Source organism: Listeria grayi DSM 20601 (genome assembly GCF_000148995.1).
Lineage (GTDB): Bacteria > Bacillota > Bacilli > Lactobacillales > Listeriaceae > Listeria > Listeria grayi.
The window spans coordinates 963337-982217 of sequence record NZ_GL538353.1 but is presented as its reverse complement, the minus strand read 5'-3'; the positions used below and the strand labels follow the sequence as shown (position 1 = coordinate 982217).

11 protein-coding genes are annotated in these 18881 nt (G+C 43.2%); 2 read left to right on the top strand and 9 right to left on the bottom strand.

Going from position 1 to position 18881, the window contains the following annotated elements; genetic code table 11:
- The 7 genes from HMPREF0556_RS12225 to licT all read right to left on the bottom strand — a co-directional run.
- A partial coding sequence (locus HMPREF0556_RS12225) for an isopeptide-forming domain-containing fimbrial protein (protein WP_003759068.1) occupies positions 1-8886 on the bottom strand: 8886 nt, incomplete at its 3' end.
- A 197-nt stretch (positions 8887-9083) separates the two neighbouring features.
- Positions 9084-10259, bottom strand: coding sequence for a rod shape-determining protein RodA (gene rodA / locus HMPREF0556_RS12220; protein ID WP_003759067.1), 1176 nt, complete (start codon positions 10257-10259; stop codon positions 9084-9086).
- Positions 10260-10474: 215 nt separating this feature from the next.
- A complete protein-coding gene (locus HMPREF0556_RS12215; protein WP_003759065.1) occupies positions 10475-11266 on the bottom strand; it encodes an ABC transporter ATP-binding protein in 792 nt (263 codons plus the stop codon).
- The gene (locus HMPREF0556_RS12210; protein ID WP_036105774.1) at positions 11266-12276 is read right to left on the bottom strand and encodes a FecCD family ABC transporter permease; all 1011 of its coding nucleotides are present in this window, start codon (positions 12274-12276) and stop codon (positions 11266-11268) included. The genes HMPREF0556_RS12215 and HMPREF0556_RS12210 overlap by 1 nt, the downstream gene beginning before the upstream one ends.
- A gap of 1 nt (position 12277) precedes the next feature.
- The gene (locus HMPREF0556_RS12205) at positions 12278-13258 is read right to left on the bottom strand and encodes an ABC transporter substrate-binding protein (RefSeq protein WP_003759062.1); all 981 of its coding nucleotides are present in this window, start codon (positions 13256-13258) and stop codon (positions 12278-12280) included.
- 132 nt (positions 13259-13390) lie between these two features.
- Positions 13391-14794 carry a glutamate decarboxylase gene (gene gad / locus HMPREF0556_RS12200; protein ID WP_040486809.1) on the bottom strand — a complete coding sequence of 468 codons (1404 nt, stop codon included), beginning with the start codon at positions 14792-14794 and terminating at the stop codon, positions 13391-13393.
- 65 nt (positions 14795-14859) lie between these two features.
- The gene (gene licT, locus HMPREF0556_RS12195) at positions 14860-15717 is read right to left on the bottom strand and encodes a BglG family transcription antiterminator LicT (protein WP_040486807.1); all 858 of its coding nucleotides are present in this window, start codon (positions 15715-15717) and stop codon (positions 14860-14862) included.
- A 211-nt stretch (positions 15718-15928) separates the two neighbouring features.
- On the opposite strand from licT, the gene HMPREF0556_RS12190 reads away from it, so the two are divergent.
- A complete protein-coding gene (locus HMPREF0556_RS12190) occupies positions 15929-16477 on the top strand; it encodes a GNAT family N-acetyltransferase (protein WP_003759056.1) in 549 nt (182 codons plus the stop codon).
- Between the two features lie 97 nt (positions 16478-16574).
- Here HMPREF0556_RS12190 and HMPREF0556_RS13460 read toward each other — a convergent pair whose 3' ends face one another.
- A complete protein-coding gene (locus HMPREF0556_RS13460) occupies positions 16575-16724 on the bottom strand; it encodes a hypothetical protein (protein ID WP_003759054.1) in 150 nt (49 codons plus the stop codon).
- A gap of 148 nt (positions 16725-16872) precedes the next feature.
- Here HMPREF0556_RS13460 and HMPREF0556_RS12185 point away from each other — a divergent pair, with 148 nt between their 5' ends.
- A complete protein-coding gene (locus HMPREF0556_RS12185; RefSeq protein WP_003759053.1) occupies positions 16873-17565 on the top strand; it encodes a sunset domain-containing protein in 693 nt (230 codons plus the stop codon).
- 108 nt (positions 17566-17673) lie between these two features.
- Here the strand turns inward: HMPREF0556_RS12185 and HMPREF0556_RS12180 are convergent, their stop codons facing one another.
- Entirely contained in the window at positions 17674-18789 is a 1116-nt protein-coding gene (locus HMPREF0556_RS12180) for an FtsW/RodA/SpoVE family cell cycle protein (protein WP_003759051.1), read from the bottom strand.
- Between the last annotated feature and the right edge of the window lie 92 nt (positions 18790-18881).

Genomic DNA, 18881 nt, shown 5'->3' with positions numbered 1-18881 from the left:
ATAACGCATCTTGTCGCCAACTTGAACGGTCTTGCCGTTTAGCGATTCCCCGGTTGGTGTTTCGACTGTTTTCTTCACGCCGAAGGCTCCACTTGGGATCCCCGCCGTGACGTCTACACTCGCTGGCGTTGCCGCTACAGCTTTTCCGTCACTTTGTTCCCCGGCGGCGCTGACTTCATTCGTAAGCACTCCGCTCGCTGGAACTTGTTTCACTTGGACTTTGTACGTGATCGTTTGTTTCGCGCCACTTGCGAGGCTCGCGATCGTAGCTTCATATTTCCCAGCTGCCCATGCATCATCAGAGACGGCTTGGCCGTTCACTTTCGTGCTGCCTGCCACATAGCTCAGTTCCGCTGGTAATTGGTCACGGATCGCGATATTGTTCCACTTACCTCCGCCAGCTTCGTTGCCCACTTCGATTTGATACTCATACGTATCCCCAAGCTTCGCTTCTTGCACACTCGCTGTTTTCTTCAAGCTTGGTGTCACAGGAACATCCACTTTCTGATTATCTTCTGGAGTCTCATCGTTCCCCGGTACTTTTCCGGTCGCGATGTTCGTGATCTCCCCGCTCGCTGCTTCGCTGACGGTTACTTCAAAGCTCACACTTACTGGATGGCCATGAGTCAGTTTCTCTAGCACGACCGATAGGTTGTTCCCATCGATACCGCCATCATACGCTACCGCGTTTCCAGCTTCATCTTCTACTTTCAGACTTGCTTTATCCACGGTGAGTTCTGACGCGATCGCATCTTCGATCGTGACACCGCTCAGTTCTGTTCCGGCGATCTGGTTCGTTGCGACGATCGTATAACGCATCTTGTCGCCAACTTGAACGGTCTTGCCGTTTAGCGATTCCCCGGTTGGTGTTTCGACTGTTTTCTTCACGCCGAAGGCTCCACTTGGGATCCCCGCCGTGACGTCTACACTCGCTGGCGTTGCCGCTACAGCTTTTCCGTCACTTTGTTCCCCGGCGGCGCTGACTTCATTCGTAAGCACTCCGCTCGCTGGAACTTGTTTCACTTGGACTTTGTACGTGATCGTTTGTTTCGCGCCACTTGTGAGGCTCGCGATCGTAGCTTCATATTTCCCAGCTGCCCATGCATCATCAGAGACGGCTTGGCCGTTCACTTTCGTGCTGCCTGCCACATAGCTCAGTTCCGCTGGTAATTGGTCACGGATCGCGATATTGTTCCACTTACCTCCGCCGGCTTCGTTGCCCACTTCGATTTGATACTCATACGTATCCCCAAGCTTCGCTTCTTGCACACTCGCTGTTTTCTTCAAGCTTGGTGTCACAGGGACATCCACTTTCTGATTATCTTCTGGAGTCTCATCGTTCCCCGGTACTTTTCCGGTCGCGATGTTCGTGATCTCCCCGCTCGCTGCTTCGCTGACGGTTACTTCAAAGCTCACACTTACTGGATGGCCATGAGTCAGTTTCTCTAGCACGACCGATAGGTTGTTCCCATCGATACCGCCATCATACGCTACCGCGTTTCCAGCTTCATCTTCTACTTTCAGACTTGCTTTATCCACGGTGAGTTCTGACGCGATCGCATCTTCGATCGTGACACCGCTCAGTTCTGTTCCGGCGATCTGGTTCGTTGCGACGATCGTATAACGCATCTTGTCGCCAACTTGAACGGTCTTGCCGTTTAGCGATTCCCCGGTTGGTGTTTCGACTGTTTTCTTCACGCCGAAGGCTCCACTTGGGATCCCCGCCGTGACGTCTACACTCGCTGGCGTTGCCGCTACAGCTTTTCCATCACTTTGTTCCCCGGCGGCGCTGACTTCATTCGTAAGCACTCCGCTCGCTGGAACTTGTTTCACTTGGACTTTGTACGTGATCGTTTGTTTCGCGCCACTTGCGAGGCTCGCGATCGTAGCTTCATATTTCCCAGCTGCCCACGCATCATCGGAGACGGCTTGGCCGTTCACTTTCGTGCTGCCTGCCACATAGCTCAGTTCTGCTGGTAATTGGTCACGGATCGCGATATTGTTCCACTTACCTCCGCCAGCTTCGTTGCCCACTTCGATTTGATACTCATACGTATCCCCAAGCTTCGCTTCTTGCACACTCGCTGTTTTCTTCAAGCTTGGTGTCACAGGGACATCCACTTTCTGATTATCTTCTGGAGTCTCATCGTTCCCCGGTACTTTTCCGGTCGCGATGTTCGTGATCTCCCCGCTCGCTGCTTCGCTGACGGTTACTTCAAAGCTCACACTTACTGGATGGCCATGAGTCAGTTTCTCTAGCACGACCGATAGGTTGTTCCCATCGATACCGCCATTATACGCTACCGCGTTTCCAGCTTCATCTTCTACTTTCAGACTTGCTTTATCCACGGTGAGTTCTGACGCGATCGCATCTTCGATCGTGACACCGCTCAGTTCTGTTCCGGCGATCTGGTTCGTTGCGACGATCGTATAACGCATCTTGTCGCCAACTTGAACGGTCTTGCCGTTTAGCGATTCCCCGGTTGGTGTTTCGACTGTTTTCTTCACGCCGAAGGCTCCACTTGGGATCCCCGCCGTGACGTCTACACTCGCTGGCGTTGCCGCTACAGCTTTTCCGTCACTTTGTTCCCCGGCGGCGCTGACTTCATTCGTAAGCACTCCGCTCGCTGGAACTTGTTTCACTTGGACTTTGTACGTGATCGTTTGTTTCGCGCCACTTGTGAGGCTCGCGATCGTAGCTTCATATTTCCCAGCTGCCCATGCATCATCAGAGACGGCTTGGCCGTTCACTTTCGTGCTGCCTGCCACATAGCTCAGTTCCGCTGGTAATTGGTCACGGATCGCGATATTGTTCCACTTACCTCCGCCGGCTTCGTTGCCCACTTCGATTTGATACTCATACGTATCTCCAAGCTTCGCTTCTTGGACACTCGCTATTTTCTTCAAGCTTGGTGTCACAGGGACATCCACTTTCTGATTATCTTCTGGAGTCTCATCGTTCCCCGGTACTTTCCCGGTCGCAATGTTCGTGATCTCCCCGCTCGCTGCTTCGCTGACGGTTACTTCAAAGCTCACACTTACTGGATGGCCATGAGCCAGTTTCTCTAACACGACCGATAGGTTGTTCCCATCGATACCGCCATCATACGCTACCGCGTTCCCAGCTTCATCTTCTACTTTCAGACTTGCTTTATCCACGGTAAGTTCTGACGCGATCGCATCTTCGATCGTGACGCCGCTCAGTTCTGTTCCGGCGATCTGGTTCGTTGCGACGATCGTATAACGCATCTTGTCGCCAACTTGAACGGTCTTGCCGTTTAGCGATTCTCCGGTTGGTGTTTCGACTGTTTTCTTCACGCCGAAGGCTCCACTTGGGATCCCCGCCGTGACGTCTACACTCGCTGGCGTTGCCGCTACAGCTTTTCCATCACTTTGTTCCCCGGCGGCGCTGACTTCATTCGTAAGCACTCCGCTCGCTGGAACTTGTTTCACTTGGACTTTGTACGTGATCGTTTGTTTCGCGCCACTTGCGAGGCTCGCGATCGTAGCTTCATATTTCCCAGCTGCCCATGCATCATCGGAGACGGCTTGGCCGTTCACTTTCGTGCTGCCTGCCACATAGCTCAGTTCCGCTGGTAATTGGTCACGGATCGCGATATTGTTCCACTTACCTCCGCCGGCTTCGTTGCCCACTTCGATTTGATACTCATACGTATCTCCAAGCTTCGCTTCTTGGACACTCGCTATTTTCTTCAAGCTTGGTGTCACAGGGACATCCACTTTCTGATTATCTTCTGGAGTCTCATCGTTCCCCGGTACTTTCCCGGTCGCGATGTTCGTGATCTCCCCGCTCGCTGCTTCGCTGACGGTTACTTCAAAGCTCACACTTACTGGATGGCCATGAGCCAGTTTCTCTAACACGACCGATAGGTTGTTCCCATCGATACCGCCATCATACGCTACCGCGTTTCCAGCTTCATCTTCTACTTTCAGACTTGCTTTATCCACGGTGAGTTCTGACGCGATCGCATCTTCGATCGTGACACCGCTCAGTTCTGTTCCGGCGATCTGGTTCGTTGCGACGATCGTATAACGCATCTTGTCGCCAACTTGAACGGTCTTGCCGTTTAGCGATTCTCCGGTTGGTGTTTCGACTGTTTTCTTCACAGTCAACGCGTTATCAGCCATTTCTGATTGAAGCGAAACTGTGTCTTCTACATTTTTATCTGTACCCCATGGATTTTTACCATTCATTACAGCTGTATTTTTTATTTCTCCATTGGTTGGTACGCGTTTTATTTTTGCCTTATAAACGATTTCAATATTGCTTCCACTGACTAATTCACTTGTCGTATACGTTAATATATTATCTTGGCTCCAAATATTATCTTTTACTTTTTGACCATTGATAGTTGTACTTCCTTTGACGTAATCTAAATCATTGGTTAGTTCATCACCTATATTTACTTCATTGAGTGGAGCCCCTTTTTCGTTGCTGGCAATGATTTTATAGGTGACGATATCGCCTAATTTATATTTAGCTGCTTTGTCTTCGATGCTTTTTGTTATTTTCGGAGTAGAATCGGATGCGACTTCTTGACTGTCCTCTTTAGAGAAATCTATTCCGTTATCTTTACCGTATGCTTCTGCTATGTTTGTCAGTGTTCCTTTTGCTTGATTCGTGACTTTCACGTCAAATTTCACTACATATTCAGAAGCTCCTGCAAGTTTATCAACGCGGTAGTCCAATTTTTGTCCATCGATATATTTATCTTCAATGGATTTGTCATTAACTTTTAAAGTACCCTTTACATATTCTAATCCTTGTGGAATTTCATCCGTGATTTGAATATCATCGACTTGTGAACCTGCAACTGGATTTTTTACTGTTAACTGATAAGTTAAAACATCATCAACATGGACATTCTGATTGTTGATATCTGTTCCATCTTTATCTAGGACATTTTTCTTCAGTTCAAAGTCCGCAAATGCAGTGATTCCCGCATTGATGTTATCTAAAACAAAATGGTCGGTCGTTAATTTTGAAGTTGCGGGTAGGACGTATGCATCTGTTAAATAATAGTCGCCTTCTTTATTGTTTTCATCAATTTTGCTGCTTGGGTCAGAGGCGTTGATCCCTTTTTTCGTGATGAAATAGTTTCCTGTATCTAGTTCTTTGGAAAGATCGAATCCAACTCGATAGTTTCCTTCATCTAAATGCTTGATAAGGTAGTTGCCATTTTCATCCGTTTTAAGAGAAGTAATATCATCGCCTTCTAGATTTTCTGTTATTTCTTCTAAGGAACCGTTATCGGATTCTTTGTACAACTTGATTGGAACATCTTTCAAGACGGTCTCACTAGCGCCTACTAAACCATCTTTATTCCCATCGATCCATGCTTTCCCTTGAATATCTCTATCGACAACTGCCGTCCGGCACATATTACCTTGTAGTTTAAGCCCATCGTCTGAGTTAGCTGTTACTGTATTTCGGTAAATATCACCGGAGGCATTCCCAGTAGGGGTGATATAAAATTCAATGAAGGCTTGTTGTCCACCTTGTTTGGAACTGCTGATCGGTCCTGGTATCGTATAGAAGACGGCGGTGGTTCCATCTGGGAGTTCTCCGCTTGTGTACTTCTTCCATCCATTTGCCTCACTTATATCAAGCTTATTAGGATCGGCATTCCGGTCGACTTTTTTATCTGTATAGAAAACTTCCATATCATCTGACGAGGTCTTGATTGCGGAAAGATGATAACTTCCGTTGATGACAGAGCCTAATTCTCCATTGCGCGGCAATACATCCAACACTTTAATATTCTTTTGTGGTTCATCTGTGCGAATATCTGTTGTTAATCGATAAACAAAGTTATCGCCTTGCTCTAATACTTTCTTGCTGACAGATTTCACGATTCCCCATTCTTTAAGGAGATCATCGCCGATTTCGACATAGCCATTTCCAGAGGCAGAAAATTTGGCTTGTGGAATATCGATAGAATTTCCGATACTGAATCTTGTGCTATCGCCGATCTCGTTTTCATCTAGCATTGCCGTGAATTTGAGAATGCTTCCTGAGCGATAATTTCCGAAGAGCTTTTCTGTCTGCTTATCGATGGTCCCTGTCCAAGTCAGGACCATTCTCCCATCTGTCAGTTCTTCCACCTTTGGTGTTTTGCTTGTCAGTTTAAGGAAGTCAGGAACTTTTACAGTGGACGCATCGTACGTCACTCCTTTTGGAAGCGTCGTTTTCAATACCACTGCTTTTTCCCCTATTTCGCCCGATTCCCAAGTCAAATACATTCCAACTGTAAAGGATTGATCGATTGTTTTTAATTTAAGTCCATTACTTGATGGCATTACACTATTTAAACTGATGTATCTCGGTTCTAGGAAAAAGTTTTTCTGGAAGGGGGCCTGCTTGCCGCCGGAAAAACCATTTGATACTCCGTCCCATTCATATGGAACTAACCCACTTGGTTTACTTGTATCGATTGCCTGTAACTTATTTCCTTGTTTATCATAAGAAAAACCAGAAGCAGCGACGGTGTATGGTTGGCCATCTTTTGATTTAGTACCACGTAAAAGGTCATCTTGAAATGTTCCTTTTATACCTATTGTAAATATTTTAGATCCTGAATCAGCGATCGTTACAGCTTTTCCTTTTGTATCATAGACAGCCATCACAGCTGATGCTCCTGTTGGTGAGCCGCTCCACTCATAGTCATCTTCTGTATAGGAATATACTTTTTCTGGCGAATAGTCATTCCCTTTTAATTTTCCGTATTTGAGTGTCGGGGTATAAATTGTACCATCTTCATCGACCAACTTAGTTGAATACTCTTGGGAAACACTCTTCCAATAGTCTTTTCCCGACATTTTGAATATAAAATGTGGGCTGATCCAGTTATTCATTAAAGAAGTATCTAAATACATGGTTTGCGTGTTTTCTCCATAGATGTAAGATAACCTCTCGGAAGTTCCTTTATTACTATTACTCATCACTCTGAAACGCTCAAATCTCAAGGGATCAACAGTGTCAAAGTCTATACGCTTTATCTGCCATGAGTCAATATATTTCCTTCCCACCGGTACATTCTTTTCTTCCCCTTGATAGCTAAAGCTAGCTTTAGTAGGAGCATATCGGAAAGTCATGATAGTATTGGGATCTGTTCCCTCTAGCGGGGAATAGATGATTGCCGTTGCCGTATTTATGACTGTATCCCCAAAATAACTGTTAAACTCAATATCTTTATAGTCCTTTATATCGTAGGTCACCAAAATATTTCCGTTGGGGAGATTCTCAATTTTGGGCATGCCATTTCCCTCGCGCTCGTTATACCCCATCTTTTTATATAAAATATCTGCCAAGTCATTTGCTTTATAGCTGTCAAAAGCTGTTGGCTGATCCAGCGAACCATTACGCATCAAACCATATCGATAAACATTCATTGCACTGCTGTTCTCCGGAACCTTAACCGTTCCCTTACTTCCAACCATGGAAGGGGTGAATTCTACTTTTACCTTACCAGTATCCGGCAGCGCATAACCAACACCCGACATGCTATTATTCGGTCCTGGTTTTGGTATAGCAGCAAAAACTGAGAAGCCCCCGATTTGCAAATATGCATTTGGCTTATCTTCCGTTTGGGTGATCGTGTTGAATTTTTCGCCGTCAGTGAATCGTGCATCTGCATACAGATTTGTAATAGGCTTAGCAGAAACCGTCAATTCTTTGTCAGTAGTTAGTTCTTTTGTATCCGGTTCAGCCACCGGAACACCATTTACTTTCATAATTTTGAGCTCTACTGTTGGTTTTGGCATTTTATGACCATTTGGCATAAAGCCAACGTTATAGCTAAAATCAAAGTACTTTGAACGACCTGTCTGGTCTAGTTTGATAGTTTGCTCATCTGTCACAAAATCTGTTTTCCCAGTTACAGCCGATTTATATGGTTTACCATTATTATCTACTACAGAGCCTAGGCCATTGATTTCTTCGACTGGCATTTTCAGTGTTGCTTTAACTTCGATATTATTATAGATTTCCCCATCATGCGAAGCAGTTGTGAGTGCGTAATGATAGGTTACTTTATCTCTACTACGAACAATGTCATTGTCTTTACTCGTATCTTCACCTGGATCGCCATCCTTACCGGTTGTGAATGGCGCTGTTCCGGATTCTACGCTCATTTCCTTTACATCAGAAAGATAGACCTGTTGTTCTTCAGCTGCTCGTGTTGAGATCTTTTTCTTTTTGTCTTTTTCTTCTTTTTTATCAGCAGTTTTATCTTCCTCTTTTGTATCTTTATCTTCTTTTTTTGCATCTTTTTCTTCGTCTTTAGATGCTTGTTCTTCTTTTTCTACAACTACTTGCACAGGGGCAGCTTCTTCTAGCGTGCCGTCATCTGCCTTGGTTGTAGCTTGGATTTCTCCTTTTTCTTCGTTCTCATTTACTTGTGCTTTTGCAGTAAGATTGATTTGTGCTTTTCTAGGAGTTGTGTCTTTTTCTTCAGTTTTCTCCTCTGCCTTTTCAGCTTCTGGCTTTTCAGCGGCTTGCCAAATAATCATCAGTTGATGATTTTCTTTCGCATATGCGATCGTCGCTTTATTCTGCACGTTATCTGCCTGCAGCTTTGCTTGATCTAATTCCACATTTTGCGGTAATTTGATAGTGACGGAACGATTTTTCGGATGGGTATCTTCAATCGCAACAGTGGTCTTTTCTGCTGCCTTTAAAGATAGATCCGTCAACTTTTGTCCGTTTTCGTTTTTCAATACCAATTCACTGGAGCGGCTATAATTATTTGCTTGCAATGTGGATTGGTTTTTAATAGTGTTTACTATTGACGTCAAACTTGGTTGAATAATATAAGCTATCATACCAAGCAACATAATCCATGTTACTACCTTTTTGTAATTCATTTTTGCATTTCCTCCTAGTCCAAAACAATACTTTACTTAAAGTACAAGTTATATATTTTATATTTTAGGGTCTTTTCAAGGACTAGGATGATGCACAAATTCAATTTTCCAGCGCATTTGTGACAAAATTATGTCTTTCATCACTAAAAAAGCAGTCGTTGCGAAATATATCCGCAACGACTGCCTTTTTTAGTTACTTATTCTGCATGTCTTCGTTCTTTTACTTCAAACATAGACTTCTGATAATTGAATCGAATACTCAGTATCACGCCTACTGCCATCATGTTTCCCAGCAAGGCAGAACCACCATAACTGATGAAAGGAAGTGGTATCCCTGTAATCGGCAACAGGCCGATGTTCATACCGACATTTTCCAATACGTGGAACATGATCATCATAACTACGCCTGTACAAATATAGGAGTAGAAAGGAACTTTGATGTCCAAGGCAACGCGAATAATTTGATAGATGAGCAAGAAATAGAGTGCTAGCAGAACGCTGGCACCAATGAAACCATAGTCGCCGCCGATCACTGTAAAAATAAAGTCATTGTGGTTTTCCGGGATTGCAATAGCATCATAGCCTGTTCCGTTCCCGCTGATCTGACCTGAACCGATCGCAGTCATTGCCCGCAACACTTGATACCCGCCGCCTTGCGGATCGTTTTCTGGATTGATCCAAGTGGTGATTCGTTCAAATTGATATGGCTTGAAACCTAGCCGCAAGAGCCAATCTTGGTGATTGATAACGATCCAGATCAATGTCGACCCAACCGCCAGTATGCTACCATAAAGCGGGACGATGATTTTCCATGTTATACCGGAAACCAAGATCATACCGCTCATAATGGCGATAAATACTAGTGCTGTACCTAAATCGGGTTGCAACATAATGAAAATCAAAGGAACAAGTGTAAAAATACCGATTTTAAGTAAAAGCCAACTATCGTAGGCAAATGTGTGTACTTGATACTTGCGGTTGTGGTCCCAGATGACTTTGGCGAGTACAATAATCAAAATTACTTTTACGATCTCAGAAGGTTGGATACTTCCTAGAAAAGGAATGATGATCCAACTTTTTGCTCCTTTTACTTCTTTACCAAATGCCAATACAAAGATTAATAGCAAAATGCCGAAACCATAAAAATAATATGCCCAGCCCAACAATCGTTCGTAATCTAGCTGCATCATGACAATGATGGCAAATGTACCAACCACGAACCACACGCCCTGTTTGATCACAAAGTTGGCATCGTATTGATTGTTTGTGATTTGCGCACTATAAATAGACACTAAACTAATGATTGCAAGCAACATCAGTGATAAGACCAGTCCATAGTCAATGCGTCCTGTTAATTTATTCTTTTCATCCATGATTTAACGCTCCTTACTGATGGGTTCTAACAACACATTTTCTCCCCAAACAGTTTCTAGATCCTGATCATTACAGCATTCATCTCTGAATTCACTCAAAAAAGATGAGCGAAACATTCTAATTGCAAAAATTCACACGCAATGCTTCTGTAAGTATACTTTTACATTATAATAGAGTTTCTATTGGATAGGAAGTATTTTCATCAATTTCTAATCTAGTTATTTCCAAAACGGGTAGAAGCAATTGGCTGGATAGATAATTTTCCTGCACGGGTACTTAGTTCCGCCGAAATGTGGAAAACTTCTTCTAATAAGGCTTCTGTAAATACTTCCTTTGGTGGTCCCACTTGCTTGATGGCTCCATCCTCACATACGATACAGTGATCACTGTATAATGCTGCTTGATTCAAATCATGCAACACAAGGATGATCGTAAGACCGTATTTCTCATTTAATTCTTTAAGGAGATCTAGAAGTTCTAGCTGATGAGCGATATCTAAGTAAGTAGTCGGTTCATCCAATAGGAGAATCGGTGTTTTTTGGGCAAGCGCCATGGCTAACCAAGCGCGCTGTCTTTCTCCCCCAGATAAGGTATGGATCGGACGATAAGCAAGCGCTCCGAGACGACAAACTTCAATCGCCCAGTCGATCGCATCTTCATCTTCTTTTTGCAAGCCACTCAAAAAAGAGCGATGGGGCACGCGTCCATAACTAACGAGATCGCGAACGACGACATCGATCATTCCTTCCGGCGATTGCGCTAGCATTGTCATTTTTTTGGCATATTCTTTAGCAGAAAAAGCAGTGATATTTTTATCGCCAAGCAGGATTTCTCCTTTATTTGGCGTCAATAAACGCATCAACAAACGAAGAAGCGTCGATTTGCCGGAACCGTTTGGACCGACTAGCGTTGTGATTTTGCCACTTGTTATTTGAAAAGAAATATCGTCCATGTGAAAATTATTTCTTCTTGAGAAGGATATATTCTTAAATGTGATCAAATCCATTAGGATACCACCCTTCCGCGTTTTAATAGGAATAAGAAGAATGGGGCACCGATGATCGCAAGCAGTATTCCCACTGGAAGTTCGATCGACCCAAACCAGCTTCTGGCTGCTGTATCGGCAAAACCGACTAAAACGGCTCCGCCAACTGCAGAGATCGGTAATAAGTAACGATAATCATTACCAATGATCAAACGGACGATGTGCGGTACGACAAGTCCGACGAAACCGATCAATCCCCCGACACTAACTGCCACGCCGCTTAGGAAAGCAGCCAGCATAATGATGAAAAAGCGGTGTTTTTCAACTGAATAGCCAAGTAACTTAGCAGCATCATCGCCCAAAAGCAGTACATTTGAGGAACGGATCGCAAAAATACTGAGTACAAATCCTACCAATAAATAAGGCAAAATAAGTTGAAAATGATACCAGCTTTTTCCAGATAATGTTCCAGTCAACCATGAAATCACGCTTTGTACACGATTGCTGTAAAGCACCATGATCCCGGAAGTCATTGCAGTGATAAAAGCATTGATCGCCACACCGGATAAAATGACTCGCAGCGGCGAGACGCCTCTATCCCAGGCCACTAGATAGATAAGTAGCGCCGTTCCAAATGCACCGATAAATGCTCCAAGTGGAACAAAACTACTAAAAGCCGGTACGACGATCGTCAGCACGATCGCAACCAGTCCTCCTCCTGCCGACACGCCGATCACACCTGGATCTGCCAACGGATTGCGCATGACTCCTTGCAGCAGACAACCGGAAATGGCCAAAGCTGCCCCTACTAAGAAAGCGATGAGCATCCGCGGCAACCGAAGATTCCAAATCAATTGATGCGAAAGATCCGAGCCGTTGCCGAAAATCGTTTTGACAGCATCAAGATAGCTGATTTTAACTGATCCGGTTGTCAATCCATAAAGAAAGACGACGACCAGTAAAAAGAGCACGGTGATCGCCGTGATGATTCTTCGTTTATGCCTCGGATCTTGTTTGCGGTCTAACGCCATTTCATTTTCCCACCTTATTGATTTCATTCTTCATCAGATCTAATGCTTCCGTGACACGAATTCCTGGGTTGGTACCAAATAAATCTGCTGGTAAAACAACGATATGATCATTTTTCACAGCTTTTGTTTGATTCCACGCTTTATTTTCTTTTAACTGCTTCCGAAATGCTTTTTCAGTATCTTTCGCATCGCCACCGTGGATCATCAGAAAAATAATTTCAGGATCGGCTGCAATGATTTTTTCTACATTAAGTGCAGCATATTGTGGAAAATTCTCTACCCCACGGAGATTTTTCGCAACATTTTCCCCGCCGGCCACTTCTAAGATATTGCCACTTAAAGAGGATGGCAATGCCGCATAATTGCTCCCCGGTGCGCCAAGGACCATTAACGCTTTTACATGTTTGCCAGCTTGTTCTTTTTTTACAGCCTCGACTTTTTTATCTAAGTCAGCTTGTAACTTTTTAGCTTCTGAGCGCTTAGCGATCAGTGATCCCAAAACACTGATTTGTTTGTCGATGTCTTGTAATGAATTTGCACCTGTTAAAATCACTTTCGTGCCGATTCCCTCTAAAGCCGGAACATCTTTCTGATTTTGCTCGGCACTTGCTACTACAACGTCACTATTCGTTGCCGCGATTCGTTCTAAATTGATATCATGCGTATTTCCGACTTCTTGCGCCTTTGCAGCTTTTTTCGGATGAACACCGCTAGCGTCTTGAGTTTGCCGACCAACGACAGTCCCTCCTAGTGCATAAATAATATTAAGATCACTATTTGTAAGGGCAACAATCCGTTTTGGCGGAGTGTCAAATGCAACATCTCTCCCTGTCATATCTTTTACAGTCAAAATAGCTTTTTGTGCGACTTCCTTTTTAGGAGAATCCGGCTTAGAAGTTTCCGTGCCAGTCGTTTTACCGCATGCTGTCAGTAAAACTGCTAAAACAGCCATTGTAAGCCAAATATAGCTTTGTCGCTTCATCACGTTCTCCTCACTTTCAGCAAAAATTCTTTCTTTATTATAACATGTCTAAATGAGAATTACTTTCATTTATTACAAAAAAAGAACTCACGCCAGGCGCAAGCTCTCCAAATCCAAAGTGTTTCGGCTCTGTTAATGTGTGAAGCCGTAAGTTCCTTGATTTTTATCTGCATGGTACAATACCCGTACATGTTCGAGGTTATGGATCGCTTCCTGGAAGTCTTTCGCAAACTCTTCAGCAACATTATACCCCAAATCAGCGCGGCAAACAAAACGTTGAACGATCGTATCAGATAAATTATCTGGAAGTGGGTAAGCAGGAACCTGCCAGCCTTTCATCAAAAGCTGATCCGCAAGATCGTATAATGTCCACTCCACATCCAGATCTGCTTTCATTTTATAACAAACGATCGGCAGATTAGCGCCTTCATGGATCACGTCGAAGTATCCTGTCTCTTTTACGATTTTTGCTAAGTAAAGTGCGGTATCACGTGTCCGTTCATGGATTTTTTTATAACCGGAAAAACCATAGCGCAGAAAATTATAATATTGACCAATGATTTGGCTGGCACTTCTAGAAAAATTGATCGCCATTGTCGGCATCGAACCACCCAAATAGCTAACATCAAAAACAAGTTCCCGCGGTAGGTATTCTTCTCCACGCCAGATGATCCAGCCTACTCCTGGATATACTAGCCCATATTTATGGCCGGAAGTATTGATGGAAACAACATTATCGAGCTGAAAGTCCCATTTCAGATCTGGTTCAACGAAAGGTGCGAACATTGCTCCGCTAGCACCATCGATATGGATCACTAATTCGTGATCATGTGTTTTATTGTAGCCAGCGACGATTTTATCCAATGCTTGGATATCATCAAACTCGCCTGTATACGTGATTCCGAGAATACCGACGATCCCGATCGTATACTCATCTACATAATCAAGCACCTTATCCGTATCTAGACGCAAATGTGCTTCATCCATCGGTACAACGCGCATATCGACATCCCAGTAGACACAGAATTTTTCCCAGCAGACTTGATAACCAGAGGAGATCACAAGATTTGGCCGTTGTTTCGCTATATCCAGACCTCGCTCCTCTGCTTTTTTCCGCCAGCGGAATTTCATTGCCAGACCGCCCAGCATACAAGCTTCGGAAGAGCCGACCGTGGAGGTGCCACTATATTTTTCCGCAGACGGTGCATGCCAGAGATCTGCTAAAATATTGACACATTTATTTTCTAATTCGGCCGTTTGCGGGTATTCGGATTTGTCGACAGCATTTTTCTCCAATGTTTCGGACATTAGCTTTGTAGCTTCCGGTTCCATATATGTTTGGCAAAATGTTGCTAGATTCTGCCTTGCATTCCCTTCATCCATCAATTCATCTTTGACCAACTGATAAGCGATCCTCGCTTCGATCGGTTCATCCTTCAACTTGTAGTTTGGGATGCGGATCTGCTCTTCTTCTGATGCGAAAAGCGGGACACGATAACTCTCCTTGCGCGTTTTATCTGATTCGCTATATAACATTGCCATACCTCCAGCCTAGTCTATATTTTCTTTACTAGATACCCTTTGGCTGAGGCATTAAACGGCTAGAACTGATCCGGCTCTTTCGTATCTCTTTCCATGACCCGGAAAATATGGATCGTTAGATAAACGCATTCATCACGGCTAAGCATCACTTGGTGCTGCGCCTCGAGATAATGATTGATTTTTTCCATACATTTAAAAGCCCGATTGTACTTGCGTTTCACATGTTCATACAAAAAATCATCTTGTGACTCTACCAATTCCCCGTTGATGATCCGCTGAGCTACGTATTGTAGATGCGTTACAAACCGAGTGTAATTCAAGGAGCTTTCATCTAAAACGACTCCATAGTGATATTTTACAATGCCTAAAATATCTTGGACGATATTGGTCATGACCACCGTTTGGTCGATTTGCTGCTTATCCACGCGGGCATTTACTAAATGGAGGGCGATAAAACCTGCTTCGTCTTCATCCAGCTCAACACCCGTTTCTTTTTGGATAAACGCCAATGCCTGTAGTCCGACATGAAACTCTTCGCGATAAAATCGTTTGATCTCCCACAATAGTGCATTTTTCAGATGAATCCCTTTTTTATATCTAGAAATAGCAAAATTAACGTGATCCGTGAGTGTCAGGTAGATATTTTCTTTCAGATCCGTTTCTAACTTTTCTTGAGCATACTGAACAATATCATCCGCCACTCGCAGATGCGCAAGCGGAATATCGCTCAATAGCTCCTTTAATTTCTCAGACAAGGCAGCCGTTTCCAAGATAAATGTTTTTTCGATCAGCTCCTCTTGAATAAAATCCCCCGTTTTTTTTTGAAATGCAATTCCTCGCCCCATTACAATCATTTCCTTTTGATCAGCAGTCTCAACGACGACAACATTGTTGTTCAATACTTTTTTAATTTGCATTCCGTACATTGCCTCCTTCAAAAGAAAAAAACCTAAACTGACCCAAAACAATGCGTCTTGGTTCAATCAAGGTTTTGCCTGCATAGCAGTAACAATCCTATTTGTGTTAGCATAGCATAAATAGAAAGCGGTTGCAATACTGTTTCTATTGCGAAAAAACTGCTTTTCAAGATATACTTATAAGCAAAAATAAAAAAAGGTGTGAATATCCATGAATATAGCTAGAAAACTGCTAGAAAATCGTCGCATTGAAGGGGAAAGAATAATTTTACGTCCGGTCACTTTTGCTGATGCAGAAGAAATGTATGCGTACGCTTCACACCCTGATACCACCAAATACATTTTTCCGCCTCATGAAGACCTAGAACGAACGATCGACGGGATCGCCGACTATTTCATGGCGGAACCACTTGGGAAATACGGAATCGAATTACGGGGAAACGGTGCCTTTATAGGGACGATCGATTTTCGTGTTAAAGAAAAAAGCCGTTCCGCTGAAATTGGATATGTCCTGCATCAAGATCATACTGGACATGGCTATGCAACAGAGGCAGGAAAGCTACTGCTTCGATTAGGATTTGAAATCCTTGGTCTTGAAAGGATCTATGGGCTTCATGATACAAGGAACAAGGCTTCTGAAAGAGTGCTCCAACGCTTGGGGATGACGCATGAAGGGATCTTGCGCAAAAATCGTTTTGAAAAAGACACTTTTGTGGATGATAGTTACTACTCTATTTTGAAAGAAGAATATGAAATCTAAAAAAGGCAGGAAAGAAAATCATGTGTTTTCTTTCTTGCCTTTTTCGAGTGAGAATGGATCTGTGATTTATTTTTATATAAAAATGCTAATCCATTTTTTACATTTTCCACGTATGGTTGATCGTGCTCATGGAAATAACATTGTTCACTGTAGATAACGTCTCGTTTCCTTGGTATTTCCATATCGAAAATACAATCAAATAAGCTACTACTAAAACCGCTACTACTAACAAAACCCTTTTCACCATCTTTATCGCCCCTTTTATCTGGTGACTCTCTCTAGCTTAGCAAACAAAAGTAAATAAAATGGAAAGAAAATGGAATTAATTATTAAGGTTATTTATGCATTATGATAAAATAAAGTGAACCACATCACAAAAAGGGAGAGGGAAAGAGATGATAACTTTAGTAATAATCGGGATGTTTATGTTTTTTATTGCCGGCATTTGGCTGATCGTCAATGCGATCCGGCACAGACCTAAGAAATGGCTAGTGATCTGCTTGCTTGCTGGTTTGTTATTTTCCACGATTGGATCCTTCAATGCTGCCAATGACGACCAGATTGTAGAAAAAGATCAGCAGATCGCAAAATTGACGAAGGAAAAGACCACGCTTCAAGCGGAATTGACAAGTACGAAAGAAGAAAATGCAGCACTTGTGGCGAAAGAAACAGCAAGGAAAGAAAAAAGCGAAGAAAAACAACGACAATTAGCAGAGAAAAAGCAAGCAGAGAAAGACAAGAAAGAAGCAAAAGAACTTGCAAAAGCCGAACGTGAGGCAAAGGCTATCGCAGCAAAAAAAGAAAAAGTAGCGAGAAAGCAAGTCCAGGCCGCAGAAAAAGAAAAACAAGAACAAGCTACCAAAGAAAAAGCAGCCGAAAAATCTGTAGCATCCTCCTCACAAAAGAGTACTTCTTCACCCAAGACGACTACTGCAACACCAGAAAAACACGGAGCGATCAAAGGAAGTGTTAATAAGATTTACCACGTTCCCGGAAGCACCTACTATGATCGTACTACAAATGTCGTACAATGGTTTAATACTGTAGAAGAAGCTGAAGCCGCAGGATATCGCGCTCCGAAACGATAATCAGCCGATTGTTTCTTTTTTAGTTTCATAATGATTATATCGAAAAAAGGAATCACATGAGAACACCATTTGAAAATGGAGTTTCAGTGATTCCTTTACTATTTCGACTTATATCTCAGACGCCAATGAATCCTCATTTATCACCGCAAACATAATACCAAGCGCGATCATGTTTCCAAGTACTGAACTCCCGCCGTAACTGATAAACGGTAATGGAATCCCTGTTAGCGGCATCAGCCCGATCACCATCGCGATATTTTCAAAAATATTGAAGGCGTACATAGTAGCAAAACCAGTCAGCACCAGCATGGAAAATGGTCGCTTCATCTGCATAGCTGCACTTACAATTTGCAAAAGAAATAGCATAAATATAAAAAGTAGCAAACTCACACCGATAAAGCCAAACTGGTTTCCGATCGTACTGAAAACCATATCTGTATGACTTTCGGGAATATACATAGTTGTTCCTGAAGCATGGTTCCCAGAGAGAGTTCCAGAGCCGATCGATTTTAACGAAAGATTGACCTGATAAGCGTCATTCGGATTATTTTCCGGATCCAACCACGCATAGATGCGGCGAAACTGATAAGGATGCAGTCCAACTTTTTCCAGCCAATCGACGTGCTTCAGTAGCACATAGCCAAATAGAAACACGCTGCTCAGCATTCCTATAATCAAGCCGCTGATCCACGTCGCAGATTTGATTGTAAAAAGCAGGATCACAAAAGCGGTAATTCCATATACGATAGTGGTTCCCAAATCCGGTTGTTTGAAAATCAGTAATAAAATGGGGATTCCTGCCAACAGCATGATCCCTTTCTGTTTCCATGACTGTTTTTCATATTTGATCGCGATATGAGCGAGTAGAAGAATAAAAAAGGATTTAAAGATTTCAGAAGGCTGGAGCGAAAAACCGGCAAACCGATACCACCTCCTCGCTCCATTGAGAACTGGAGCGAGCGGGTTCGGTATCAAAAGAATCAACAGAAAAAGCAGGACACCTCCATAAAAATACCAAATATTGCGGCGGATAAATGCGATCGAACATTTGGAAAATGCGATGCATACCACTGCGCCAATCACTAAGAACACAATTTGCATAAGCATAAAATTGGCACTGTATTGGTTGCTTTTTTCTGCTAAAGAAATGATATAACAGCTGATTAGAGCAAGTAAAACTGTCAGCATGATAAGATTTTGTTTGATTTTTTGGATTTTCGTCATTTAGTTGCCTCTTTCTACTATTCTGTCAGAGCCAATTATAGCAAATGACTAAGGGAAAAGATGTAGAGAAATATTGATGATTTTCATAAATT

Coding starts and splice junctions, on each gene's coding strand:
- rodA (WP_003759067.1), bottom strand. CDS start 10,259: ATGGATGAAAAGAATAAATTAACAGGACGCATTGACTATGGACTGGTC.
- HMPREF0556_RS12215 (WP_003759065.1), bottom strand. CDS start 11,266: ATGGATTTGATCACATTTAAGAATATATCCTTCTCAAGAAGAAATAAT.
- HMPREF0556_RS12210 (WP_036105774.1), bottom strand. CDS start 12,276: ATGGCGTTAGACCGCAAACAAGATCCGAGGCATAAACGAAGAATCATC.
- HMPREF0556_RS12205 (WP_003759062.1), bottom strand. CDS start 13,258: ATGAAGCGACAAAGCTATATTTGGCTTACAATGGCTGTTTTAGCAGTT.
- gad (WP_040486809.1), bottom strand. CDS start 14,794: ATGTTATATAGCGAATCAGATAAAACGCGCAAGGAGAGTTATCGTGTC.
- licT (WP_040486807.1), bottom strand. CDS start 15,717: ATGCAAATTAAAAAAGTATTGAACAACAATGTTGTCGTCGTTGAGACT.
- HMPREF0556_RS12190 (WP_003759056.1), top strand. CDS start 15,929: ATGAATATAGCTAGAAAACTGCTAGAAAATCGTCGCATTGAAGGGGAA.
- HMPREF0556_RS13460 (WP_003759054.1), bottom strand. CDS start 16,724: ATGGTGAAAAGGGTTTTGTTAGTAGTAGCGGTTTTAGTAGTAGCTTAT.
- HMPREF0556_RS12185 (WP_003759053.1), top strand. CDS start 16,873: ATGATAACTTTAGTAATAATCGGGATGTTTATGTTTTTTATTGCCGGC.
- HMPREF0556_RS12180 (WP_003759051.1), bottom strand. CDS start 18,789: ATGACGAAAATCCAAAAAATCAAACAAAATCTTATCATGCTGACAGTT.